General features: G+C 71.6%; 18 protein-coding genes. 11 read left to right on the top strand and 7 right to left on the bottom strand.

Annotated elements, in window-relative coordinates; genetic code table 11:
* Nucleotides 1–25: 25 nt before the first annotated feature.
* Together ACZ6TI_RS25280 and ACZ6TI_RS25275 are read right to left on the bottom strand one after the other, a co-directional pair.
* The gene (locus tag ACZ6TI_RS25280) at nucleotides 26–1597 is read right to left on the bottom strand and encodes a glycosyltransferase family 2 protein (RefSeq protein ID WP_465347600.1); all 1572 of its coding nucleotides are present in this window, start codon (nucleotides 1595–1597) and stop codon (nucleotides 26–28) included.
* 140 nt (nucleotides 1598–1737) lie between these two features.
* Nucleotides 1738–3954, bottom strand: a complete 2217-nt coding sequence (locus ACZ6TI_RS25275; protein ID WP_465347599.1) for a glycosyltransferase family 4 protein — start codon at nucleotides 3952–3954, stop codon at nucleotides 1738–1740.
* Between the two features lie 191 nt (nucleotides 3955–4145).
* Here ACZ6TI_RS25275 and wecB point away from each other — a divergent pair, with 191 nt between their 5' ends.
* The 4 genes from wecB to ACZ6TI_RS25255 are packed head-to-tail and all read left to right on the top strand — an operon-like array spanning nucleotide 4146 to nucleotide 8300.
* Nucleotides 4146–5228, top strand: a complete 1083-nt coding sequence (gene wecB, locus ACZ6TI_RS25270; protein WP_465347598.1) for a non-hydrolyzing UDP-N-acetylglucosamine 2-epimerase — start codon at nucleotides 4146–4148, stop codon at nucleotides 5226–5228.
* Nucleotides 5229–5240: 12 nt separating this feature from the next.
* Nucleotides 5241–6440, top strand: a complete 1200-nt coding sequence (locus tag ACZ6TI_RS25265) for a glycosyltransferase (RefSeq protein ID WP_465347597.1) — start codon at nucleotides 5241–5243, stop codon at nucleotides 6438–6440.
* On the top strand, nucleotides 6433–6978 hold the full coding sequence (locus ACZ6TI_RS25260) for a hypothetical protein (protein WP_465347596.1): 546 nt from the start codon (nucleotides 6433–6435) through the stop codon (nucleotides 6976–6978). The genes ACZ6TI_RS25265 and ACZ6TI_RS25260 overlap by 8 nt, the downstream gene beginning before the upstream one ends.
* Nucleotides 6975–8300 (top strand): glycosyltransferase, encoded by a 1326-nt coding sequence (locus ACZ6TI_RS25255; protein ID WP_465347595.1) that lies wholly within the window; start codon nucleotides 6975–6977, stop codon nucleotides 8298–8300. Before ACZ6TI_RS25260 ends, ACZ6TI_RS25255 begins: the two co-directional genes overlap by 4 nt.
* Nucleotides 8301–8595: 295 nt before the next feature.
* Here the strand turns inward: ACZ6TI_RS25255 and ACZ6TI_RS25250 are convergent, their stop codons facing one another.
* On the bottom strand, nucleotides 8596–9810 hold the full coding sequence (locus tag ACZ6TI_RS25250) for a DUF418 domain-containing protein (RefSeq protein WP_465347594.1): 1215 nt from the start codon (nucleotides 9808–9810) through the stop codon (nucleotides 8596–8598).
* A 145-nt stretch (nucleotides 9811–9955) separates the two neighbouring features.
* Here ACZ6TI_RS25250 and ACZ6TI_RS25245 point away from each other — a divergent pair, with 145 nt between their 5' ends.
* Nucleotides 9956–10606, top strand: a complete 651-nt coding sequence (locus ACZ6TI_RS25245) for a TetR/AcrR family transcriptional regulator (RefSeq protein ID WP_465347593.1) — start codon at nucleotides 9956–9958, stop codon at nucleotides 10604–10606.
* Nucleotides 10607–10732: 126 nt separating this feature from the next.
* Here ACZ6TI_RS25245 and ACZ6TI_RS25240 read toward each other — a convergent pair whose 3' ends face one another.
* Genes ACZ6TI_RS25240 through ACZ6TI_RS25230 form a run of 3 tightly spaced genes read right to left on the bottom strand, consistent with a single transcriptional unit; the run spans nucleotide 10733 to nucleotide 15479 of the window.
* Nucleotides 10733–13336, bottom strand: a complete 2604-nt coding sequence (locus ACZ6TI_RS25240; protein ID WP_465347592.1) for a glycosyltransferase — start codon at nucleotides 13334–13336, stop codon at nucleotides 10733–10735.
* 44 nt (nucleotides 13337–13380) lie between these two features.
* Nucleotides 13381–14376: a Gfo/Idh/MocA family protein gene (locus ACZ6TI_RS25235; protein WP_465347591.1), complete on the bottom strand. Its 996-nt coding sequence runs from the start codon at nucleotides 14374–14376 to the stop codon at nucleotides 13381–13383.
* Nucleotides 14373–15479 (bottom strand): DegT/DnrJ/EryC1/StrS family aminotransferase, encoded by a 1107-nt coding sequence (locus ACZ6TI_RS25230; RefSeq protein WP_465347590.1) that lies wholly within the window; start codon nucleotides 15477–15479, stop codon nucleotides 14373–14375. The genes ACZ6TI_RS25235 and ACZ6TI_RS25230 overlap by 4 nt, the downstream gene beginning before the upstream one ends.
* Before the next feature lie 114 nt (nucleotides 15480–15593).
* On the opposite strand from ACZ6TI_RS25230, the gene ACZ6TI_RS25225 reads away from it, so the two are divergent.
* Nucleotides 15594–16082, top strand: a complete 489-nt coding sequence (locus ACZ6TI_RS25225; RefSeq protein ID WP_465347589.1) for an NUDIX hydrolase — start codon at nucleotides 15594–15596, stop codon at nucleotides 16080–16082.
* Between the two features lie 30 nt (nucleotides 16083–16112).
* Here ACZ6TI_RS25225 and upp read toward each other — a convergent pair whose 3' ends face one another.
* Nucleotides 16113–16745, bottom strand: a complete 633-nt coding sequence (upp, locus tag ACZ6TI_RS25220) for a uracil phosphoribosyltransferase (protein ID WP_465347588.1) — start codon at nucleotides 16743–16745, stop codon at nucleotides 16113–16115.
* A 45-nt stretch (nucleotides 16746–16790) separates the two neighbouring features.
* Here upp and deoC point away from each other — a divergent pair, with 45 nt between their 5' ends.
* The 5 genes from deoC to ACZ6TI_RS25195 all read left to right on the top strand — a co-directional run bounded on the left by deoC (nucleotide 16791) and on the right by ACZ6TI_RS25195 (nucleotide 23495).
* Nucleotides 16791–17717 carry a deoxyribose-phosphate aldolase gene (gene deoC / locus ACZ6TI_RS25215; protein WP_465347587.1) on the top strand — a complete coding sequence of 309 codons (927 nt, stop codon included), beginning with the start codon at nucleotides 16791–16793 and terminating at the stop codon, nucleotides 17715–17717.
* Between the two features lie 6 nt (nucleotides 17718–17723).
* The gene (locus ACZ6TI_RS25210) at nucleotides 17724–19148 is read left to right on the top strand and encodes an aldehyde dehydrogenase family protein (protein WP_465347586.1); all 1425 of its coding nucleotides are present in this window, start codon (nucleotides 17724–17726) and stop codon (nucleotides 19146–19148) included.
* Nucleotides 19141–19947 (top strand): aldehyde dehydrogenase family protein, encoded by an 807-nt coding sequence (locus tag ACZ6TI_RS25205; protein ID WP_465347585.1) that lies wholly within the window; start codon nucleotides 19141–19143, stop codon nucleotides 19945–19947. The genes ACZ6TI_RS25210 and ACZ6TI_RS25205 overlap by 8 nt, the downstream gene beginning before the upstream one ends.
* Before the next feature lie 73 nt (nucleotides 19948–20020).
* Nucleotides 20021–20887, top strand: coding sequence for a DNA primase (locus tag ACZ6TI_RS25200; protein WP_465347584.1), 867 nt, complete (start codon nucleotides 20021–20023; stop codon nucleotides 20885–20887).
* A gap of 61 nt (nucleotides 20888–20948) precedes the next feature.
* The gene (locus ACZ6TI_RS25195) at nucleotides 20949–23495 is read left to right on the top strand and encodes a transposase (RefSeq protein ID WP_465347583.1); all 2547 of its coding nucleotides are present in this window, start codon (nucleotides 20949–20951) and stop codon (nucleotides 23493–23495) included.
* Nucleotides 23496–23799 lie beyond the last annotated feature (304 nt).

The following is a 23799-nucleotide window of genomic DNA, read 5'->3' as shown; positions in this document are numbered from 1 at the left end:
GGGGGTCATTCCTCCTTGGCGGCGGTCACCGGATTCGCAACCGGCGCAGCACGGCGCCGGCCAACCGGCGGGGTGTGATGGGGGTGACCGCGATGCGCAACTGATCATCGCGGCCGGTGTCGGTGCCCACCGACCACAGGCGCAGACCCCGCCGGTGCAGGACACGGCGCACCGGGTCGGGGCCCGGCCGGGTCACCGGCAGGTTGTGGAACTCACCGCCGACGGTGCGGGTGAACCGCACCTTGCGGCGGCACTGTTGCGGGCGGTCGGCCAGCAGGTCGTCGAGCACGAACTGGGCGCGCACGTCGCCCGCCGGGCCGATCTCGGTGCGCGCGGCCGGATGGTCGCCGGCGAACGCGCGCGGCGGCGGCTCGTCGGTGCGGTGCAGGTCGCCGAGCAGGCTCTGCCAGCGAATCTCCACGGTCCGCTGCCCGGTGTCGGTGCATCCCCATCGGACGGTGGCCGAGGTGGCCTGGTGCGGCGCCGGCGCGAACTTGGCGGTGCCGTCGAACCAGTCGTCCGGGAAACCCAGCCGCGCGTCCCGGAAACCCGGGTACGCCAGGTAGTGCCGCCCGTCGTCGACCAGCACCGGCTCCAGCCGATGCGCCTGGTGATGCCGGATCACCGCGAGCAGGTCGTCCAGCGTGCCGAACTGGGCGACGCTGATCAGCACTCGCTTGTGCACCTCGATGCGCCGGCGGATGTCCTCGGTCAGATAGGCCTCGGCGAGTTTGCGCACGCCGTCCTGCACCCGGCGCTGCTCGTCGCGGCCGGCGGCCAGGAACCGCTCGCCGAGCAGCTTGGCCACCTCCCAGGAGAAGTGCCGGTGGATCACCCGGGCGTGCGCGGCCCGGTCGTCGAGCAGGTCGGCGGTCCGGTCCATGATCACCGCGGCGTCGTCTGCGAAGTCGTGCAGCGCGGTGTTGTAGGTGATGTTGCTGGAGTCGTCGCGGCGTACCGCGTAATAGAACTTGTAGTCCGAGCGCACCGCGACCCGGCGGGCGTGCACGATCGCCCGCAGCGTGAACGGCTGGTCGCTGCCGGACCGCAACTCCTCCGGGTAGCGGATGTCGTGCTCGGCCAGCAACGACCGCCGGAACAGCTTGGTGTTGGACAGCGCCATCGGCAGCGCCGAGTTGGTCAGTGTGATGTCGTCGCGGTCGCCGGGGTCGTAGACGCACTGGTTGACCACCCGGCCGCCGGCGCCGACCAGCCGCCCGAGCACGATGTCCGCGTCCAGCCGGTCGGCCGCCGCGACCAGGCGGGACAGCGCCTGCGGGCCGAGCCGGTCGTCGGCGCCGACGAAGAACACGTACCGGCCGGTGGCCATCGCCAGGGCGCGGTTGCTCGGGCCGGCCGGGCCGCCCGAGTTCTCCTGGTGCACCACCCGCAGCGTGCCGGGGTGCTTCGCCTGCCAGCGGTCGAGCTCGGCGCCGCTGCCGTCGGTGGAGCCGTCGTCGACGGCGATCACCTCGAGCCGGTCCCGGCCGATGGTCTGGCCGAACACCGAGGCCAGACAGCCGCGCAGGTAGGGCATCGTGTTGTAGACGGCGACGATCACCGTCACGTCCGGCACGCCCGGTGCGCTCGAACTCACGCGCCGCACGTCGCCATGTCGCGTTCCGCCCTGTCTCATCCCATGCCACCAGCCGAGGAATCGTATGGCAGCCGGGTCCACGATCAGTGCTGGTTAGCTGCCTTCCAGGTGAACGTTCGGCTGCCTCTCGGGGTTGCTCCTCAGCGGCCGGATTCACCAACCTGAGCTGACTCGGCCGGCAGGGTCTGGTCGGTGCCGACGGTGATCGACGGGTGCTTGCGGGCCAGCCCCCAGCCGATCGTCACGCCGGGCACGCCGAGCACGACGACCCGCTTGGTGCGCGTCAGATCGAGCCGCGGCAGCACCCGCTTGCGGGTGATCCGCCACAGGATCCGCGGCCGCACCACGGCGTAGTACGGGCCGTAGAGCCGCTTGTGGAACAGGTCCGCGGCGGCCTTGTGCCCGCGCTGGGCGGTGATCGCCAGCGCCTCCGGCAGCGGCGACGACAGGCTCCGGGTGCGCGCCCGCAGGAAACCCAGCGCCCACCGCGGGAACGTCGTGACCAGCCCCTGCTCGAGGCGCCGGGGCAGCCGCCTGTTCTCGGCGGCGCCGATGCCGTGCATCCGGATGCCCTCGTCGGCGGCGAATCCGGGCCAGCTCTCCGGCTCCAGCGTGATCAGGTCCACGCCGTAGCCGCGGGTGCGGGCCTCGGTGACGAACCGCCGGGTGGCCCGGCTGCCCGGCGGGTTGATCGCCACCACCGCGATGCGCTCCGCATCGGCCCCCGGCACCGGCGGCAGCTCGAGCGCCTCCTCCGCGGCCGTCACCACCGGCGCCTCGGCCAGCACCTCGCGGTAGACCTCCCGCAGCTGGGCGCCGACCGCTTCGCGGCCGTATTTGGCCCGGAGCGTCTGGCGCGCGGCGGTCAGGTCCAGGCCGTTCCACCCCTCCACCAGCCTGCGGTACGCGGCCACGATCGCACCGGGATCGTCGGTCACCTCGAACAACTGCCCCGCGACGTGGTCCAGCCCGTGAAGCGTCTCGGCCGGCCCCTGGCTGCGCGCGGCAAGCACCGGCGTCTCCGTGGCGATCGCCTCGACCAGGGTCATCCCGAAGGTCTCCGACGTGCTCGCGTGGGTCAGCACGTCGTGCTCGTGCATCAGCGCCGCCACCTGCTCGGGCCGCACCGGCGGCCGCTGGGTCACCCGGTCACCGAGGCCGAGCTCGGCGATCCGGTTGCGCAGCGGCTTCTCCAGCGCGCCGTTGCCGACCAGCGTGAGGGTCACCCGCGGATCCTCCGCGGCCACCTTCGCAAAGGCTTCGAGCAGCGTACGCACGCCCTTGTGCTCGAGCATCCGCCCGACATAGAGCCAGCGCAGCGGCGCGGCCGGCGGCTCGGGGCGCACCGCGAACCGGTCGAAGTCCACCGGGTTGGGCACGATCCGCAGCTTGCCCTCGTGCTGCGGGAACCGCTCGACGATCTGGTCCCGCAGCGCCCGGCCGACGCACAGCACCCGGTTGGCCCGATCGAGCACGGCGCCGTATTCGCGGCGCGCCGCCGGATGCGCGAAGACCTGCTCCAGGAACGTGGCGTGCTCGGTGACAACCAGCCGGGCGTCGTCGCGGCACAGCGCCGCGGCCACCACCCCGGCGTAGTGCCCGGTGTGCGCGTGCACCAGCGGAGCCTCGATCCGCCCGGTGGGCAGCACCGCCCGCAGGCGCTCGGCCTGCGCCCGGGCCCAGAGCGCGTAGTTGCCGTTGGTCGCCTGCGGCACCACCACCCGGGTCAGCTCGCCCTCGGGCACGTCCAGCACGGTCACGCCCGGTTGCCGGTCGAGCTCGCGTTCGACGGTGACGCCGATCAGCTTGCCGGTGACGCCCTTCGGCGAGTGGAACCAGTTCTCCGTGTGCAGCGTCGCCACCCGGCCCACTCCGTCGCCGACGGCCAGCGTGGTGGCCTGCACAAAGGCTCCGGCGAACGGGTCGTTGGGCGACGGATACCAGGGCGTGACGACGGCGATGTCCGCGGCGGCGGGCGAGCGGTCCGGCTCGGTGGTGACGTCGGTGCGCACCTCCAGCCCGGGAAACCGGCGGCGGGCCGCCTCGGCGATCGGCATCGCCTCCGGGTCGACGGCGATCAGCAGGCTCGCGCCGGCCAGGGCGCCGGCCCGGCCGAACAGCAGCCGGCGGGCCGCCCGGATCGCGTCGCGCGGGTCGGCCGAACCCACCTCGCGGATGGTCACATCCACCGGTCTGTCCGATTCTGACCATGCGACAGCGGTCCACTCGGGGCGCTTCGCGACGACCAGCAGCACCGGCCGCCCGGTGGCCGCGACGGCGGCGGCGAGGGTCCGCGCGGCACGCATCCGGCGCGCGCCCAGCGCAACGTGAACGACCGGGGAAGGGGAGGTGCTCAACGGAACTCCTTAGCGTGAACGATGGCGCAACCGGCCCGATGAGGCTCGCCAAGCAGGTCGGCGGCTAAGAGTATGGTGCCGGTTTCATCGTCGAAACGGGACTGGCGGAATGTCTCCCAGAACCCGGCACACCCCCGGTGTGCTGCGGCGGAGACCTCCCGGAAATTGTCACCGAGGCAAGGAGCAACTCTGTGAAGGTCTTGAGTGTCGTGGGCGCCCGCCCGCAGCTCGTCAAGCTGGCGCCGATCGCGGCCGCCTTCGCCGGCACCGAGCACGAGCACGTCATCGTGCACACGGGCCAGCACTACGACGCGGACCTGTCGGACGTGTTCTTCACCGGCCTCGGCATCCCGGACCCGGACGTGCACCTGGGTGTCGGGTCGGGCAGCCACGGCGTGCAGACCGGTGCGGTGTTGTCCGCTATCGACCCGGTGCTGGAGCGCGCGCGGCCGGACTGGGTGCTGGTCTACGGCGACACCAACTCGACGCTGGCCGGGGCGGTGTCCGCGGTCAAGCAGCACTTCAAGGTGGCGCACCTGGAGGCCGGGCTGCGCTCGTTCAACCGGCGGATGCCCGAGGAGCACAACCGGGTGCTCACCGACCACGCCGCGGACCTGCTGCTCGCCCCCACCGAGGAGGCCATGCGGCACCTCGCGAGCGAGGGCCTGGCCGGGCGCTCGGTGCTGGTCGGCGACGTGATGGTCGACGTCTGCCTGCGGGTGCGCGAAGACGTGCTGGCCGGCCGGCACGTCCACCCGGAACTGCCCGGCGGCATCGAGGCCGGCGAGCCCTATCTGCTGGCGACCCTGCACCGGGCGGAGAACACCGACGACCCCGAGCGGCTGTCCGCGCTGCTGGACGCGCTGGCCGGGCTGCCGGTGCCGGTGGCGCTATTGGCCCACCCGCGGCTGGTGGCGCGCGCCGAGAAGTTCGGGCTCAAGCTCAACCAGGGCGCGCTGCACTCCGGGCGTTCGCTGCCGTACGCCGGGATGGTCGCCGCCGTGCTCGGCTCGACCGGCGTGGTGACCGACTCGGGGGGTCTGCAGAAGGAGGCCTACCTGCTGGGCCGCCCGTGCACGACGTTGCGCCCGGAAACGGAATGGCCGGAGACGCTCGCGAATGGGTGGAACAATCTGGTTCCGGAGCCTTGGTCGCTCGGTGCCGATTGGCCGACCTTGGCGACCCGTCCCGCACCGGCCGCCGAGCGCGGGTCTCCATACGGCGACGGTCGCGCGGCCCAGCGGGTCGTGCGAGAGCTGAGCACATCGAGCTGACGAGGATCATCCGTGACCAACCACCCCTCATCGGTCGCGGTCGTAACGCCCTGGTACCCGACCGCGGAACACCCCTTCCGCGGAGCGTTTGTGCAGGCCATGGTGGACGCCACCGGGCCCGGCACAGACATGTCCGTCTACCACTGCGACGAGTGGGGACACCGGCAGCCGGCGGGGCCGATCGACGCCGCATACCAGAAACTCGTGCGCCGGGTGCACCGCCCGCCGCACTTCGTGCCGACCGTCGGCGGCGCCCGGGCGACCTATGTCCCGGTGCCGCTGCCGGTCGGCCCGAGCTATGCCCTGGTCGCGCGCAAGCACGCCGAAGTGCTCGGCACAGTGCTGGACGGCCGGCCGCTGGACGCCGACGTGGTGCACGCGCACGTCGGCCTGCAGGGCGGCTGGGGCGCGCTGTCGAACGTCCGGTCGGACACCCCGGTCTACGTCACCGAGCACGCCACCTTCCTGGACAAGGTGCTCGAACAGCCCGACGCCCGCGAGATGTACGACGAGCTGCTGCACCGGGTGGCCGGCTTCTTCGCGGTCGGCGAGGCGGTCAGCCGGCCGCTGATCGACGTGTTCCCGCACCACAAGGACCACATCGCGGTGCTGCCCAACCCGATCTCCTTCGACCACCCGCGGCCGGCCCCGGTCACCGGCCTGCGCCGCTGGCTCTACGTGGGCAGCCTGTCCCCGCGCAAGGGGGTGACCTGGTTGCTGGAGGCGTTCGCCCGGTGCCGCGCCGAGGACGAGTCGTTGACCCTGACCTTCGTCGGCGACGGGCAGTTGCGGTCCGACCTGGCGAAACAGGCGGCCGCGCTGGGCGTGACCGGCGCGGTCACGTTCGCCGGGATGCTCGCGCCGGACCGCGCGCTCGAGCTGATGCGTGAGCACGACCTGCTGGTGCACCCGAGCCGGTTCGAGACCTTCGGGATGACCGTCGTGGAGGCCTCCGCGGCGGGCATGCCGGTGCTGGTCACCCGCTGCGGCGGCCCCGAGGAGACGCTGGCCGGCATCGAGTCGGACGCCGGCGAGCTGGTCGAGGTCGAGGAGGCGAGCGACGCGCTGGTGGCCGGCTACCGGCGGCTGCGCGACCGCTTCCCGGCCGGGCTCGACCTGGCCCGGTCCCGCCGCGAACTGGACACCCGCTACGGCTACGCCGCCACCGCCCGGGCGCATCATCGAGTGTGGTTCGGAGACGGTCATGACTGAGCACGTGCTGTTCCTCGCCGAGGGCGGCACCCGCAAGCGCGCGGCCGTCGCCGACGCCGAGCGGGTGCTGGCCGCGGGTGGCCGCGCCACCCTGGTGATCCGGCAGGTCTCGAAGTGGCGCGACGAGCGGGTCTCCGATCGGATCCGGGTGATCGACCTGCACGAGCTGGAGAAGGGCGAACGCTGGATGCCGGTGGAGTGGCTGCTGCTGGTGCGGCTGCCGCGCTTCGCCTTCCGGATCGTCGGGGTGGGCCCGGTCAAGGGCGTCGCCGACCGCGCGTCGCGGGCCTGGCGCAACCGGGTCGCGAACCCGCTGCACGCGCGGGTGTTCCTGCCGCTGATCCGGCGTCGCGAGCGGTCGCGGCCCGAGTCGCTGCTGGAGCGCGGCCTCGGCGCGGACACTTCCGTCGACCTGCTGGTCATCACCGATCCGGCCTCGATGCCGACCGCCGCCGAATTCCTGGAGGGCCACGACGTGCCGCGTGTCGCCTACGATCTGGACCACGCCGCTCCGGCGGCCGCGATGGGAGTGCGATGACCGCCCGCCGTCCGCGCGTGCTCTACCTGTCTTTCTACTTCCCGCCGTCCCGGGCCAGCGGTGTCTACCGCGCCCGGGCCACCGCCAACCACCTGGTCGAGGACGGCTGGGACGTGACCGTGTTCGCGGCGCCGCTGTCGTTCCTCTACGACGCGATCGGCTCGGTGGACGAGAAGCTGGCCGAGACCATCGATCCGCGGGTACGGATCGAGCGCCCGAGCCTCAACCAGTTCGTCTGGGCGCAGGACATCCGCCGGTTCAGCCGGTTCCGCCGCCAGGTCCCGATGCTGGCGCTGGCTCTATACAACAAGACCCACTCGCTGTTTCCCGAGCACTACCACAGCTGGGGTCTCGCCTCGGTGGCCAAGGCGCTGCGCCTGCACGCTCGCCGCAAATTCGACGTGGTGGTGGCGACCGGCAACCCGTTCGCGGCGTTCGCGGCGGCCTACCTGTTCCACCGGCTGACCGGCGTGCCCTACGTGGTGGACTACCGCGACGCCTGGACGCTGGACCTGTTCGCCGACAAGCCGCTCTATCCGGACGGGCACGTGGCGTGGGGCTGGGAGCGGCGGGTGCTGCGCCGCGCCTCGGCGGTGATCTTCGTCAACGAGGCGCTACGGCAATGGCATGCGGAGCGCTACCCGGCCGACGCCGCGAAGATGATGATCGTCCCCAACGGCTGGGACTCCGACGTGCTCGAGGAGGGCGTCCCGCCGCATCGGACCACAAGACCACTGCGTTTCTCGTACGTGGGCACGGTGACGCCGGCGCAGCCGGTGCAGGAGATGGTCGAGGCGTTCACGGCGGCGCGCGCCCATCCGTCGCTCGCCGGCGCGACCCTGAACATCCACGGTCACCTGGGCTTCTTCCGCGGCGGGCACCTGCGGCTGATGCAGATGCTCGGCATCGACGGGGACAACCGGGTCGGCGGCGAGGACACCGGCATCTTCTATCGCGGCCCGGTGTCCAAGACCGAGGTCGCGCACACGTACGCGGAGAGCGACGTGCTCGTCTTCCTGGCCGGCGGCGCGAAGTACGTCACCTCCGGCAAGATCTTCGAGTACATGGCGAACGGCAAGCCGATCGTCTCGGTGCACGCGCCGGGCATCGCCGCGTCCGAGGTGCTGGCCGGCTATCCACTGTGGTTCAACGCGGACAGCCTCGACCCGATCGACGTGGCCCAGGCCATGATCGCCGCCGGCAAGGCCGCCGAGGATCTGACGCCGGAGACCCGGGCGGCCGCGATCGCGCACGCCGAGCAGTTCACCCGGGACCGGGTGCTGATCCCGTTCCAGCAGAAGCTGCGTTCCCTGGTCAGCTAGCGGTAGTTTGTCGCCTTCGTAACCTTCTTGCGCTCTGCGGCGTTGCACCGGCTGGCGCCGGGTCGAGTGCTTGGAGTGCTGGTGGTTCGTGCGGTGTGTCCGCCGGCCGCGGGTTCACGCAAGTCACCCGTCCGGTCTGCCCCTCACCCGTGACCTCCCCGATGGGATGGAGATCCTTTACCTCGTGTCGCAACGGCAGATCAGTGCGTTCTGGCTTCGCCGGAGCTTCTTCCGGCTTGGTGGTCAGGCGACGGATCCTGCGCGGCACCGGTCGGGCCGCGTTGCGGGTGGCGGACTACCGGATGCTCGGCTCGCGCAGCGGGGTCGATCGACGAGCGGTGTACGTCAGCCGACGAAGCAGTTGCTCGGCCGGTCCGCGCCATCCAGCCCGGCGCATCTGCTCGGCCAGTAGCACGGTTGTCAGCCAGGTGCCGATTGCCAGCGCTGATGCTCCGGCGTCGCCGAGCCGCCCGCCCAGTCCAAGGGTGAACGGTGCGAAGAGCGCCACGAATGCGACGGATTGGAGCAGATAGCAGGTGAGCGACCGCTGCCCGCAGGCGGCGAGCGCGGTGGTCACCCGTCCTGGCGCGTCGGCGAAGCGGTGCGCGATGAGGCCGGCCAATGCGGCGTAGGCGAGCCCGCCGGCGATGCCGGTCACGCTGTGCACCGCATATGCCAGCACTGCGGCACCCGTCGTCCAATCCGTCCAGAGCCGTGAGTCGATCAGTGCTAGCGGGGCACCGCCGAGGATCGTGATGGTGATTCCGGCCGTTGCGACCCGTGCCAGCAGGACTCGATGCCGGCCCGGTTCGTCGAGTAGCCGGCGCCGGGCCGCCCAGATGCCGAGCAGGAACGGGGTGACGATGTCCAGGGCCAGCATCGGTCCGAGTCCGGCCCAGACTGCCAACCGCTGGCCGACCGCCTCGATCGGTGACTCGACGCTGGTGGGCAGCGGCGGCGACCCCTCAGTGATGAGGGCCCAGGCCGGCACCATGGCAAGCGCGGCGAACACCACGATCCACAAGCCGGCTACCCAGAGCAGCACCCGGTCGCGGGCCCGCACCATGCCAACGAGGATCAGTGCCAGCAGCCCGTAGGTGACCAGGATGTCGCCGAAGAACAACAGCAGCGCGTGGGCGAAACCGAACGCGATCAGCCAGCGGCCGCGGCGGCGCAATAGGCGGCGCACGTCCGGCCATCCGGCTCCGGCCGCGAGTTGCCTGTTGGCTAGCTGGACCAGTCCGTAACCGAAGAGCGCGGCGAACATCGGCAGCGCGCGGGCGTCGACCATCAGCACCTGAAAGCCGGCGACGACCCGGTCGATCGGGCCGCCGGTCAGGTCGTAGCCGCGAAAGCCGGTGGGGTGGCCGTAGAGGTACATGTGTGCGTGGGCCAACGCAATGAGCAGCAGCATCGCCCCGCGAGCAAGGTCGGGGGCGAGCGATCTGGCGGGCAGGCTGACTGCGGTGCCGAGCGGACCGGCGGCGGGCTCGTTGACAAGCTTGGACACCTGACACCCCATTTTCGGAGTTGGACCTTGATTGAGGCGCGGCAGAATGGCCGGGGGCCGGCGGCACACCCGGTCGATTAGCTACGCAAGCGTATCTAACCTTGCGCACTTAAGCTACGCAAGCGTTTCTTAGACTGGAGCCGTCTTGGACGAGAAGCCACAGGTTCTGACACCGCGACGCTCGCGGCGACGGGGAGACGACCTGGTCCAGGCCGTCTACGCCGCAGTGCTCGCCGAGGTGGCCGAGCTGGGGGTCGGCGGGCTCACCATGGAGGGCATAGCCAAGCGCGCGGCGACCGCGAAAACGTCGTTGTACCGGCGCTGGCCGTCGCCGCGAGAGCTGTTGCTGGACGCGCTGTACGAGGCGCATCCCCAGGAGCTGCCGTCGCCGGGCGCCGACGACCTGCGCGGCGACTTGATCCAAGCGCTGGAGCAGCTCGTCGGTTGGATGGTCGCACCGGCCGGGATTGCCGTCATGGCCGTCATGGCCGAACGGCAACGCCATCCGGACCTGGTCGAGGCGCTGTACGACCGTGTCTTCGACGCCCGTGGCGGCACCTTCACCTACACGGTGCTGCGCCATTACGCCGCGCAGGGACAGATCGACCCTGACCTGATAACGCCGGTGGTACGCGACATCGGGGAGGCCCTGGTGTTCAAGCACGTCACGGACGCCGACGACCTGCCGGATGACGAGAAGCTCGCCGCGATTGTCGATCAGGCGATCCTGCCGGCGATCGGCATTCTGCCCGCCCGCAAACAACGGTCGCAGACGTCGGACAGCGCCTCCAGGTAACCCGGACAAATAGACGTCGAGGACCACTCGGCTGAAGAAATGCTGTTCCACGTCTGGTCGGCAAAGGGTTGCGATACCCCGGATGCTGGCAGGGCTCCGAATGGCGCGGCCGGCGAGAAACTCGGCTCAGCCGGCGAGAAAGTCGGCGAACGCCTGCGCGGTCTGCCGGCCGTCGTGGGTGGTGCGGGCGAAGAGCGACGACTGCAGGCCGATCTTGACGGTGCGCGACGGGTCGTCGAGCAGCGACTCGATCGCCTCGCCGAGGGTCTCCGGGGTGGCGTTCACGATCGGCGGCTCCACCCCGGCCACCGCGTGCACCCGCTGGTCGAGATAGCCGACCACCGGGCGGCCGGCCGCCATCGCCTCCACCGCGCAGGTGCCATAGCTGCCCACCGCGAACTGGTCGACCACGAGGTCGCAGGACTGCACCAGTTCGCGCATCCGGGTCCAGCTGACCCGTTCGGCCAGGACCAGCTCGATGGCGCCCCGGTCGTGCAGGGACCGCAGGGTGGGCAGGATCCGCTCGGTGCCCTTGGTCCAGCGCTGCGACGGCGCGTGCAGCACCCGGGGACGCACCCGTTCCATGATCGGGTTGTCGGTGGCCCAGGCGTCCACGTCCACCACGACCGGCGCCCAGGTGGCGGTGGGCAGGTCGTCGAGCAGGTCCGGGGTGGTGACGAAGAGCGGCAGCCCGGCGGCCTCGGCGATCCTGCGGTTGCGGTCGGCGCGGGCCGTATAACGCGCCACGATGCCGTCCGGCGCGTCGTGGAAGAGCGAGTGCTCGTGCCGCTTCAGATGCCGGCCGGGATGCCGGATCTCGCTGCCGTGGGCCAGCAGCGCCACCGCGATCCCGGCCCGGCGCAGTGCCGGCAGGTCGCCCTCGATCGTTTCGCCGTTGAGGTGGCCGAGCACCGGCAGGAAGGCGTCCACGATCAGGTGGGTGCAGCGTCCGAGGATCCGCCCGGCCTGTTCCAGCTGCACGGCGACCTCGTCCTGCCGCTCGGTAGGCAGATAGACGTCGGCGGGGAAGAGCAGGGTCTCGTGGTTGTGCCGCATGGTGACCTCGGCCGAGACGTCCGGGAAGTCCCGGCAGATGGCCTGCGCGAAGGTGGCCAGCTGACCGGCGTAGTTGGCCGGGCCCAGTCCGAGCCGCACCCGGGTGGACGGGGTGAGCGGACGCCACCGGCCCAGCGCGCCGGGCTCGGTGCGCACCGGTCGGGGCCCGCTCGTCTCGTGCACCGACCAGCTCAGGTCCGGGGCCGGCGCGGCCGGCACGCGTGGGGCGATCCGGGCGTACAGATCGGTCAGTGCTTCGGCCTGCGCCTCCCAGCAGAGCTCGGCCAGCAGCGGTTCGACGATGTGCGCGCGCAGCTCGGCGCGGCCGGCCAGCGCCGTGCGGACCGCCGCGGCGAAGGTCACCGGGTCGTCCGGCTCGAACACCTCGCCGACGCCGTGCCGCCGGATGAACCGGCCGAGCGTCAGCACGTCGCTGGCCACCACCGGCACCCGCGCGTGCAGGTATTCGGCGAGCTTGGTGGGCAGCGAGATCTCGTAGTTCAGGGTGCGCTGCGAGCAGATCAGGCCGAGGTCCGCGGTGGACAGGTAGTCGGGCACCGCGTGCTGCGGCACATAGGGCACCACGTGCACCCGGTCCGCGACGCCGAGCTCGCCCGCCCGCTCCAGCAGGCGCTGCCGCTCCGGGGTGTCCCGCCCGGACACGATGGCCAGGTGCACGCCGGGCAGGCCGGGCAGCGCGGTGACCGCCGTGCCCAGCCCGCGCTCGGGCGCCAGCCAGCCGGAATACACCAGCAGCGGCACGTCGTCGGCGAGCCCGCAGTTCGCCCGCACCGACGGCATCGGATCGGTCGCGCCGACCGCCGAGCGGATCGGGGTGTTCCGCACCACCAGCGGTGTCTCCGGCAGCCGGTAGTCCCGGCGCAGCAGGTCGGCGATCTCCGGGGAGACGGTCACCACCGCGTCCGCCCGCTTGATGAACTTCTTCTCGACGGTGCGATAGGCCCGGCTCTCGGCCGGCTTCCACGAGTCGATGCCGGGCACGTACTCGTGCGCGTCGTAGAGCCAGGCCACCCGCTCGCCACGCGCGCGCATCCGGGCCACGCTCAGCGCCGCCGTGTGGATCATGGTGATGTCGTTGGCGTGGATCAGATCCGGCCGCAGTTCCTCGATGACCGGCCCGAACACCAGGTCCAGGTCGACCAGCGGCGGCCAGTCCCGGCGCCAGTTCCCGGTCGGCCGGCCGGTGCGGCTCTGCTCCCAGCCGAAGGCCCGCAGCCGCAGCCGGTGCACCGCCCGGCGGCCGCGGACCACCACGCCCAGCGCCTTGCCCAGCGGCCTGCCGACCGCCGCGGCGGGACCGTCGATGGTGCGCAGGGTCCCGATCCGGGCCGTGGTCCGGCGCACCCAGGCCTGGTGCGCCGCACGGACGCCGGCCAGGTCCTCCCGGTTGGCGATGCCGGTCCGGGTGAGCAGCCGGCGCACCGGGTGGCCCTTGCTGCGCGCCGCGAAGTTCGCCGTCATCGGCAGCCGGACCACCCGCACGGCGCCCATCATCGACTCGTCCCGGCGGCCCTTGCGGCCACCGGCGCCGAGCAGGGTCACCCGCCATCCGGCCCGGGCCGCGGTGATCGCCACCTTCTGCACACGGGAGTCGCCCGTGATGCCGTTGGCGACGATCACCAGCAGGTGCGGCGCCGTGCCCGGGGTGTTCACATCGGAGCCTTTCGCGCTCGGGGATGCCGAACGCCGAGGCGGCTCTACCTCGTGTGCACCGCCACGGTGGCACCGTCGACAGCCGACTGAAGCACGGCCTCAGCAACTTCAACGGTACGCATTCCCTGACGTAACGTGACGATATCGTTCTCTTTGCCCTCGACCGCGTCACGGAAGCGCTCGTGCTCCACCAGCAGCGGTTCCCGCTTCGGGATCGCGTACCGGATCATGTCGCCCTCCGCGACCCCGCGGAAAGCGCGCAGCGCCTCCCACTCCGTGCTCATCGCCGCGTTGGCATAGAAGGTGAGGTCGGCGGTGAGCGTGTCGGCGACGAAGCTGCCCCGCTCGCCGGTGATCACGGTGGACCGCTCCTTGAACGGGCTGAGCCAGTTCACCAGGTGGTTCGCCACCAGGCCGTCGGTCAGCGAGGCGACCGCCGAGACCATGTCCTCGTGCGGGCGGCCGCTGCGCGAGACCGTGCGCGCCGCGACGTCCAGGTAGTCCCGCCCGGTCACCCACGCGGTCAGGTCGATGTCGTGCGTGGCCAGGTCCATCACCACGCCGACGTCGGCGATCCGGCCCGGGAACGGGCCCTGCCGCCGGGTCACCACCTGATAGATGTCGCCCAGCTCGCCGGCCTCCAGGCGGGTCCGCAGGCTCTGCAGCGACGGGTTGTAGCGCTCGATGTGGCCCACCGCGCCGACCAGCCCGGCCGCCTCGAAGGCCTCGGCCAGCTTGGTCGCGGCCGGCACCGACGGGGCCAGTGGCTTCTCGATCAGCGCGTGCACGCCGGCCGCGGCCAGCCGCAGGCCGATCTCCTCGTGCAGCGCGGTCGGGCAGGCCACCACGGCATAGTCCAGCCGCTTGCCGAGCAGCAGGTCCAGGTTCGGCACCACCGGGATGCCGGCCGGGCCGACCGCGTTCGGCGCCGGGTCCATGATGCCGACCAGTTCCACGCCGTCGAGCAGGTTCAGCACCCGCGCGTGGTTGCGCCCCATCGCGCCCAGGCCGATCAGACCGGCGCGCAGCCCCCCGCTCATGCCCGGGCCGCCACGGTGTTGACGCCCTCGACGATGCGGTCGAGCTGCGCCTGGGTGAGGCTCGGGAAGATCGGCAGCGAGACCACCTCGGCCGCGGCCTTGTCGGTCTCCGGCAGCTTCCAGTCGCCGACGTTGCCGTCCTTGTCCAGGAACGGCTTGAGCCGGTGGATCGGGGTCGGGTAGTAGACCGCGTTGCCGATGCCCAGCTCCTTGAGCCCGGCCTGGAACGCGTCCCGATCGCCGGGCACCCGGACCGTGTACTGGTGATAGACGTGCTCGGCGCCCGGCGCGACCGGCGGGACGGTGACCCCGGTCAGGTTGGCGTCCAGGAAGGCGGCGTTCGAGCGGCGCTGGTCGGTCCAGCCCCCGAGCCGGCCGAGCTGCACCCGGCCGATCGCCGCGGCCACGTCGGTGAGCCGCATGTTCGCGCCCACGATCTCGTTCTGGTAGCGCTGCTCCATGCCCTGGTTGCGCAGCAGCCGCAGGGTGCGGGCCACCTCCGCGTCCGGCGTGCTGATCATGCCGCCCTCGAGCGAGTGCATGTTCTTGGTCGGATAGAAGCTGAAGCAGCCGGCCACGCCGAAGGCGCCGACCGGAGTGCCGTCCAGCGTGGCGGCGTGCGCCTGCGCGGCGTCCTCGACGATGGCCAGGCCGTGCCGGTCGGCCAGCGGCACCAGGCGGTCCATCGCGGCCGGGTGGCCATAGAGGTGCACCGGCATGATCGCGACGGTGCGCGGCGTGATCGCGGCGGCGACCGCGTCCGGGTCCAGGCAGAACGAGCCGGGCTCGATGTCCGCGAAGATCGGGGTCGCGCCGACCAGACGGACCGCGTTCGCCGTGGCGGCGAACGAGAAGGACGGCACGATCACCTCGTCGCCCGGGCCGAAGCCGAGCCCGAGCAGGGTCAGCTGCAGGGCGGACGTGCCGGAGTTGACGGCCACGCAGTGCCGGTCGCCGACCAGCGCGCCGAACTCCTGCTCGAACGCGGCCACCTCCGGCCCCTGCACGACCATGCCGCTGCGCAGCACCCGGACGGCGGCCTCGATCTCGGCTTCGCCGATCACGGGACGGGCGGATGGAATGGCGTCCTCGGGCCCGGACATGGGCGTCCTCCTGGGAATAGCAATGGATCGATTTCGAGCAGGTAAACCCCGTCCATGGCGAGGCGGCGCGGACAGTACCCCATCAAGGTGACGTCATCGCCTATCGTCATTCCGGTGCAAGCCGTACTCGCAACCCTCGGTTATCTGTTGTCGCCGGATCGACGGAGCGTGTTGTTGATCCAACGCAACGCCCGTCCGGACGACATCCACTTCGGCTACTACAACGGGCTGGGCGGCAAAGTGGAGACGGACGAGGACGTGGCTTCCGGGATGCGCCGGGAGGTCCGCGAGGAGGCCGGTCTGGAGTGCGGCGAACTCGACTTCGCGGGGACTATCTCCTGGCCAGGCTTCGGTCGGGACGGCGCGAACTGGTTCGGATTCCTGTTCCGGATCCCGTCCTGGACGGGGACCGCGAAGGTATCGAACGAGGAGGGCAGCCTGCATTGGATGCCGGTCGCGGACGTGCTGGCGGGCCGGCTCCCGATGTGGGAGTCCGACCGTCACTTCCTGCCTCTGGTGTTCGCCGCGGAGCCGCGGCCGTTTCACGGAGTGATGCCGTTCCGGGCCGGCCGGGCCATTTCCTGGTCCTACACCGCCCTGTAGTCAGCGGCGGTTTCCATAGAATTCAACAAATCAAAATCTGGGCATGCCGCCGAACTGTCGATCGCCGGCGTCGCCGAGTCCCGGAACGATGTACTTCTTCTCATTCAGGCCGTCGTCGATGGACGCGGTGATCAGCCTCAATGGCAGGCCCGAATCGGCCAGCGCGGCGACCCCCTCGGGGGCGGCCAGCACGCAGCAGACGATGACGTCGGTGCAACCCCGGTCGACCAGCAGCCGGCAGCAGTGCAGCAGCGAACCGCCGGTGGCGAGCATCGGGTCGAGCACCAGCACCGGCAGCCCGTTCAGGTCGCCGGGCAGCGACTCCATGTATGCCCTGGGCTCGTACGTCTGCTCGTCGCGGGCCAGGCCGACGAAGCCCATCGACGACTCCGGCAGCAGGGCCAGCGCGGCGTCGGCCATGCCCAGCCCGGCGCGCAGCACCGGCACGATCAGCGGTGGGTTGCCCAGGCGGGTGCCCTCGGTCGGCCCGACCGGCGTGGTGATCGGGAACTTCTCGACCGCGAAGGAGCGCGCCGCCTCGTACACCAGCATCGTGGTGAGCTCGTGGAGCGCGGCGCGGAAGGCGCCGCTGTCGCTCTCCGCGTCGCGCATCGCGGTGAGTCTCGACTGAGCCAGCGGGTGATCAACCACCAGTACGTCCACGGCGATCAACCTACCGTGCCGCCGTCGACGCCTAGAATCGTTCTCATGACTTCCACCCTGCTCCCGGCCGCGACGTTACGGTCCGTTCTGCATGGATTGCCGGGGGTCGACAAGGTCGGCGTCGAGGCCCGGGCGGCCACGCTCGGCACCCGTTCGATCAAGACCACCAGCAAGGCCGCCGCGATCGACCTCGCCATCCGGATGGTCGACCTGACCACGCTCGAGGGCGCGGACACCCCGGGCAAGGTGCGCGCGCTGGCCGCCAAGGCGCTGCGCCCCGACCCGGCCGACGCCACCTGCCCGCCGGTCGCCGCGGTCTGTGTCTATCCGGCGATGGTCCCGCACGCGGCCGCGGTGCTGGCCGGCTCCGGCGTCCACCTGGCCAGCGTGGCCACCGCCTTCCCGTCCGGGCAGGCGCCGCTCGACGTCAAGCTGGCCGACACCCGCGACGCGGTTCGGGCCGGCGCCGACGAGATCGACATGGTGATCAGCCGCGGCGAGTTCCTGTCCGGCCACTACCAGGCCGTCTTCGACGAGATCGTCGCGGTCAAGGAGGCGTCCGGCGAGGCGCACCTCAAGGTGATCCTGGAGACCGGCGAGCTGGGCACCTACGACAACGTCCGGCGGGCGTCCTGGCTGGCGATGCTGGCCGGCGCCGACTTCATCAAGACGTCCACCGGCAAGGTGCCGGTGGCGGCCACGCTGCCGGTGACGCTGATCATGCTCGAGGCGGTGCGCGACTTCCGGGCCCGCACCGGTCGGCAGATCGGGGTCAAGCCGGCCGGCGGCATCCGCACCACGAAGGACGCGATCAAATACCTGGTCATGGTCGCGGAGACGGCCGGCGACGACTGGCTCAGCCCGGACTGGTTCCGGTTCGGCGCCTCCTCGCTGCTCAACGACCTGCTGATGCAGCGCACCAAGCTGACCACCGGCCACTACGCCGGTCCCGACTACTTCACGCTGGACTGATACGCGATGTCCTTCCTTGACTACGCTCCCGCCCCCGAGTCCCGTTCGATCGTCGACCTGGCCCCGTCCTACGGCCTGTTCATCGACGGCGAGTTCACCCCCGGCAAGGACACCTTCAAGTCGGTCAACCCGGCCACCGAAGAGGTCCTGACCGAGGTCGCCACCGCCAGTCCCGAGGACGTCGATCGGGCCGTCGCGGCCGCCCGCCGCGCCTTCAAGGGCTGGGCCAAGCTGCCCGGCAGCGAGCGGGCCAAATACCTCTTCCGGATCGCCCGGATCATCCAGGAGCGGTCCCGCGAGCTCGCCGTGCTCGAGTCGCTGGACAACGGCAAGCCGATCCGGGAGTCCCGCGACGTCGACCTCCCGCTGGTCGCCGCGCACTTCTTCTACTACGCGGGCTGGGCCGACAAGCTGGCCTATGCGGGCTTCGGCCCCAAGCCGCGCCCGCTCGGCGTGGCCGGCCAGGTGATCCCGTGGAACTTCCCGCTGCTGATGCTGGCCTGGAAGATCGCGCCCGCGCTGGCCACCGGCAACACGGTGGTGCTCAAGCCGGCCGAGACCACGCCGCTGTCCGCGCTGTTCTTCGCCGACGTCTGCCGCCAGGCCGAGTTGCCGCCGGGCGTGGTGAACATCGTCACCGGCGCCGGCGACACCGGGCGCTACCTGGTCGAACACCCGGATGTGAACAAGGTCGCCTTCACCGGCTCCACCGAGGTGGGCCGGCAGATCGCCCGCTCGGTGGCGGGCAGCGGCAAGCGCCTCACCCTCGAACTGGGCGGCAAGGCGGCGAACATCGTGTTCGACGACGCCCCGATCGACCAGGCCGTCGAGGGCATCGTGAACGGCATCTTCTTCAATCAGGGCCACGTCTGCTGCGCCGGGTCGCGGCTGCTGGTCCAGGAGTCCATCTCCGAAGAACTGCTCGATTCGCTGAAGCGGCGGATGGCCACGCTGCGGGTCGGCGATCCGCTGGACAAGAACACCGACGTCGGCGCGATCAACTCGGCCGCCCAGCTGGCCCGCATCACCGAGCTCTCCGACGCGGGCGCGGCCGAGGGCGCCGAGCGCTGGTCGGCGCCGTGCGAGCTGCCCAGCCAGGGCTTCTGGTTCGCGCCGACGATCTTCACCGGGGTCACCCAGGCACACCGGATCGCCCGCGAGGAGATCTTCGGGCCGGTGCTGTCGGTGCTCACCTTCCGCACCCCGGCCGAGGCGATCGAAAAGGCCAACAACACGCCGTACGGGTTGTCCGCCGGCATCTGGACCGACAAGGGCTCGCGGATCCTCGCGGTGGCCGACCAGCTCCGGGCCGGCGTGGTCTGGGCCAACACGTTCAACAAGTTCGACCCGGCTTCGCCGTTCGGCGGTTACAAGGAGTCCGGGTACGGCCGCGAGGGTGGCCGGCACGGTCTGGAGGCCTACCTTGTCTGAGTCATCGCGCCTCGCCGTGCGAAAGACGTACAAGCTGTACATCGGCGGGAAGTTCCCGCGCAGCGAGTCAGGACGGACCCAAGTGGTGGACGGCGACAACGTGGCCCTCGCCTCCCGCAAGGACGCCCGCGACGCGGTGGTCGCCGCTCGCAAGGCGCAGCCCGGGTGGGCCGGAGCGACCGCGTACAACAGGGGTCAGATCCTCTATCGCGCGGCCGAGATGCTGGAGAGCCGCCGCTCGTCGTTCCCGGCCGCGGGCGATCTGGACGCCGCGATCGACCGCCTGGTCTGGTACGCGGGCTGGGCCGACAAGCTGGCCCAGGTGACCGGGGGCGCCAATCCGGTCTCCGGGCCGTTCTTCAACATCTCCGCGCCCGAGCCCACCGGCGTGGTCGGCGTGATCGCCCCGGCGTCGCTGCTCGGCCTGGTCAGCGTCATCGCACCGGCCATCGTCACCGGCAACACCGTGGTGGTGGTCAGCACCGGCCCGCAGACCGCGATCACGTTCGCCGAGGTGCTGGCGACCTCCGATCTGCCCGGCGGGGTGGTGAACATTCTCACCGGCAAGCCGGCCGAGATCGCGCCCTGGCTGGCGTCGCACGACGACGTGAACGGACTCGACCTCACCGCCGTGTCCGAGCCGGAGCTCGCCGCCGACCTGGAAAGAGCGGCGGCGGGCACGCTCAAGCGGGTGTTGCGCCCCTCGTCCGGAACGCCGGATTTCGCCGACGATCCCGGACTGCGGCCGATGACCGCATTTCTGGAGACCAAGACCGTCTGGCACCCCAAGGGCTTTTGAGCCCGGACGCACCCTCTAGGGTGTGTGCTCGGAGTCACCCGCCCAGCCAGCTAGAGATCACCCGGAGGTCACCGTGGCCACCCAGTCCGACGAGTCCGAGGCCGAGGCCACTGCCGGCCTGTCCGGACGTGAGCTCTGGGACGAGGTCCGCATCTCCCCCGTGGAGATCGCCATGCCCGGCGGCGTGGGGCTGACGCTGCGGGCATACCGGAAGTCGTCCGAGCTGACCCCGACCGAGATCGACGTCGACGACGAGGACCCCTTCGACGCGCGTGAGCGCCTGGCCGCCGAGGCGCGGGACAGCGAAGAGGAAGAGGTCATCGTCGACCCGGAGTTCCAGGCCCTGCTGGCCGAGGACGACGACAAGGACGAGGTCAAGGGCAAGAAGGACGCCGACGCCGACGAGCCGGACCCGGAGGACTTCGCGGACGAGGCCGAGGACGAGCCGGAGGACGAGGAGGTGCCCGTCTTCCTCAGTCACCGTGGACGGTTGCTCACCTTCAAGACCCCCGAATCGCTGGTCTCCTTCATTCGTTCGGGTGCTCCGCACGATATGGCCCAATTGGACAGCTGGCCGACGGTCGCGGAGCGGGTAGAGTCGTCCGACGTCGACCCGCAGGCGGACGATCGCTACGAGCTGGATCTCGTGGTGGAAAACCTGCGCGGCGGGCATGACACGTGGGACCTGCCGTTGCTGATCGCGGCCGGCGAGGTCGCACGTGATCTGGGTCACGCACTCCGGCTCAAGCCGGTGATCTTGGCATTGGCGCCGGGTTCGCCGCTGGACGACCTGGACGAGTCGCTTCGCAAGGCCGAGAGCGGCGGCATGGGTGGCTATTTCGGCCGCCGCCGATTGAAGAAAATCGGGGCACAACAGGCAAGTCTCGGATGGCGCTCCATTATCGGCAAGATCTCTGCCGCTGTGGACTGGCGCGACTGACCCCTCACCAGGGACCATCAGTGATTGGCACACGACAGCTCCCGGGGAGGAGGACGACGCCGTGGCGCTCGTGCGCGTGTACTGCGGTCTGGCGTCGGCTGATGAATCGGTGCGTGCGGGTGCTTCCGCACAGCTGACCATCGCCGTGGTGGACGACGCGGGGCGGCTGCTCGGTGTCCATGAGATCAGCGACGACCCGTCGGGCTATGCCCAGCTGGGGACGCTGCTCGTGGAACGCACCACCGGGTTCAGCGATGCCGCGGTTGCCGCGGACAGCGACGACCACATGGTCACGTCGCTCCTCACCGCCGCGGGACGTCCCCTGGTCGTGACCGATGACGACGCCACCGATGATTTCGCCGAGCGCTTCGCCGACGATGACTCCGTCGAGGAGATGAACGCGCCGCCCGCGGCCCGTCGTGCCGTGGGCCTGGCCCGGGCGTTGCAGGCCGGCGCCATCGCCGCCGCCACCGTGCCGGCCCCTCGCGAGCTGACCAGTTACAAGCCCGTCCTGGCCGCCCACGTGGCGATGCTGGGCGGACGGCACAGTGCCGCGATCGCGCTGCGCGAGGTGCTGCGCGAGCTCTATCCGGCGGCGCTGCGGGCCTATCCGGACCCGGCGCACCCGCTGGCCATGGCGGTGCTGGACGCGCTGCCCGAGCCCGGCCGGCTGACCGGCCGCGGCAGTGACCCCGAGCAGATCGCCGTCGACGTGGTGGCCGAGCTGACCCGTGCCGGCGCCGGCACCGAGGACCAGGTCGCCGCCGCGGTGACCGCGCTGGTCGTGGCGATAGGCGAATCCCCGCGCCGTGGTGGCGTGAACAAATCGCTGGCCCCCTCCGCGGCCGACACCGTCCGTCAGGCGATCGGGGCGGTCCGCTGCTCCGACAACGCCTGCGAGGCGTTGATCGGCACCCTCGCGGCCCGGGTCACCCCACCCGCCTCCGCCGGTCGTCGTGCGGCCGGTTCACGCCGCGCGCCCGAGCCGGTGGCCGCGGCACCGCAGACCCGGCCCGGCGACACGGCCACCCGGATGACCCGGCCCGGCGACACCGCCACCCGGATCACCCGGCCCGGCGACACCGCCACCCGGATCACCCGGCCCGGCGACACCGGCACCCGCATCGGCCGTCGGGGCCGCCCCGAGCCGGCCGCCGGCAACAGTCCCGCCACGCCGCGCCCGATGACCTCGCCCGCGGTGGCGCCCGACCCGATCGCGCCGCCGCCGATGGCTCCGGCGCCGTTGTCGCCGCACCCGTCGAACACCCCGATCGCGCCGGCGGCCAGCTTGCCGTCGCGCAACGGCCTCGGCGACCTCCCGTCGCGCAACGGCGATCTCCCGTCGCGCACCGGCTTCGGCGATCTGCCTTCCCGCAACGGTGGCGGCGGGCTCGGTGACCTGCCTTCCCGCAACGGTGGCGGCGGGCTCGGTGACCTGCCTTCCCGCAACGGTGGCGGCGGGCTCGGTGACCTGCCCTCGCGCAACGGTGGTGGGCTCGGCGAGCTGCCGACGCGCACCCGTGACCTCGGGGATCGCCCGTCCCGCACCGGCCAGATTCCGGGCAGCCAGATCCCAGGCGGCCAGATTCCAGGCGGCCAGACGCCGGGCAATCGGCCGGTCTCCGTGCCTCCGCCGCCGCCCGGGATGACGCCGATCGTGCCGGGCGCCCGCCCGGTGTCGCCGGCCGACTCGGGTCGGGAGTTCCGCCCGACGATCACCGACGCCGCGATGACCAAGGCACGTGCCGAGCGGCAGCGCTCGGTCATCCCGCCGCGGCCCAGCACGCGCCCGCAGTCCCCCGCGGCGAACGGTGCGACCGACTACTCGCTGCCGATGCCCACCCAGCGCCCGGCCGAGGACGCTCCGGCGCCCGGCTCCCGCGCCAACTGGCCGCTGCTCAACACCAGCGACGACGCCGCGGTCCAATCTCCGGCGGCTTCGGCCGGCGACGGCCGGGTGCGCCCGCCGTGGCAGGACATGCCCAAGGAGCCCCCGGCGCTGCGCCTGGTCGAGTCGCTGAGCGGCCTGGAGAACATCGCGGCCGACGTCACCGCCGTGACCGAGCCCCCGCCGCTGCGCCTGGTCGACGGCCCCGGCGGCCGTCCGGGCAGCGGCGGCACCGGCCGGATGGCCCGGCGCACCACGCTGACCGCGCTCGACCGCAGCACGCAGCCCCCGGTGCCGGCCGAGGGCGACGGCGACCTGCTGATCTTCGCGGCCGCCCGCTCGGCCTGGTTCACCGGCCAGAACGAGTCGGCCGACCTCGACTGGACCAACCCGAACGACACGGGCTGGCAGGCAGCCGAAAAGGCGGCAACGCCGTCGGTGGCCGCGCAGACGTCGGCGGGCCTGCCCAAGCGGGTCCCGCAGGCAAACCTGGTGCCCGGCTCACCGCTGCGCGACGAGCGCCCGCTGCGCATCGTCCGCGACGCGGCCAGCATCGCCGCACACACCACGGGCTACTTCCGCGGTTGGCGGCGAGGCCAGGAGATCGGCGGTTACGCGATCGGCGGCCGCCCGGGCCGCGAGTCAGCCGGCGGCTGGGACTTCAGCCGAGACGGCCAGCCCGCGGACGACTACCGCAACAGCGCCAACTACCGCACCTGATCGCCCTGAACCCACCGGAGACGGCCCGCCGGCCGTTTCTGGTGGGTCGCGGCCTATGGATGGCGGGGGCCGGCCGGCAGCTGGACCGTCGACAAGCCCGCAGACGCCAATCGCAAAGGCGCCGGCAACAGCAGCTTGACCCGGGCCGCGGCCCGAGGCCGCCAAGGACGGCCGAGTGTCGGTTCCCGCTGAGAGTCGAGACCCAAGACGACCTTGGCAGGCGACGAAGCGGAACAGCCACCCGGCCAGCGGCTTGAACCCAGCTGGGACGGTCGGCCCAGAACGGCTGCCGCGACAGCTCCAG

The sequence above is a fragment of the Actinoplanes sp. NPDC051388 genome, assembly GCF_055586225.1.
The sequence above is the reverse complement of the archived record's forward strand: the minus strand, read 5'-3'. Positions and strand labels throughout refer to the sequence as shown.

Excerpts from the sequence above, each read along its gene's own strand:
- ACZ6TI_RS25260 (WP_465347596.1), top strand. The coding sequence starts at position 6,433 with ATGACTGAGCACGTGCTGTTCCTCGCCGAGGGCGGCACCCGCAAGCGC.
- ACZ6TI_RS25255 (WP_465347595.1), top strand. The coding sequence starts at position 6,975 with ATGACCGCCCGCCGTCCGCGCGTGCTCTACCTGTCTTTCTACTTCCCG.
- ACZ6TI_RS25235 (WP_465347591.1), bottom strand. The coding sequence starts at position 14,376 with ATGAGCGGGGGGCTGCGCGCCGGTCTGATCGGCCTGGGCGCGATGGGG.
- ACZ6TI_RS25230 (WP_465347590.1), bottom strand. The coding sequence starts at position 15,479 with ATGTCCGGGCCCGAGGACGCCATTCCATCCGCCCGTCCCGTGATCGGC.
- deoC (WP_465347587.1), top strand. The coding sequence starts at position 16,791 with ATGACTTCCACCCTGCTCCCGGCCGCGACGTTACGGTCCGTTCTGCAT.
- ACZ6TI_RS25210 (WP_465347586.1), top strand. The coding sequence starts at position 17,724 with ATGTCCTTCCTTGACTACGCTCCCGCCCCCGAGTCCCGTTCGATCGTC.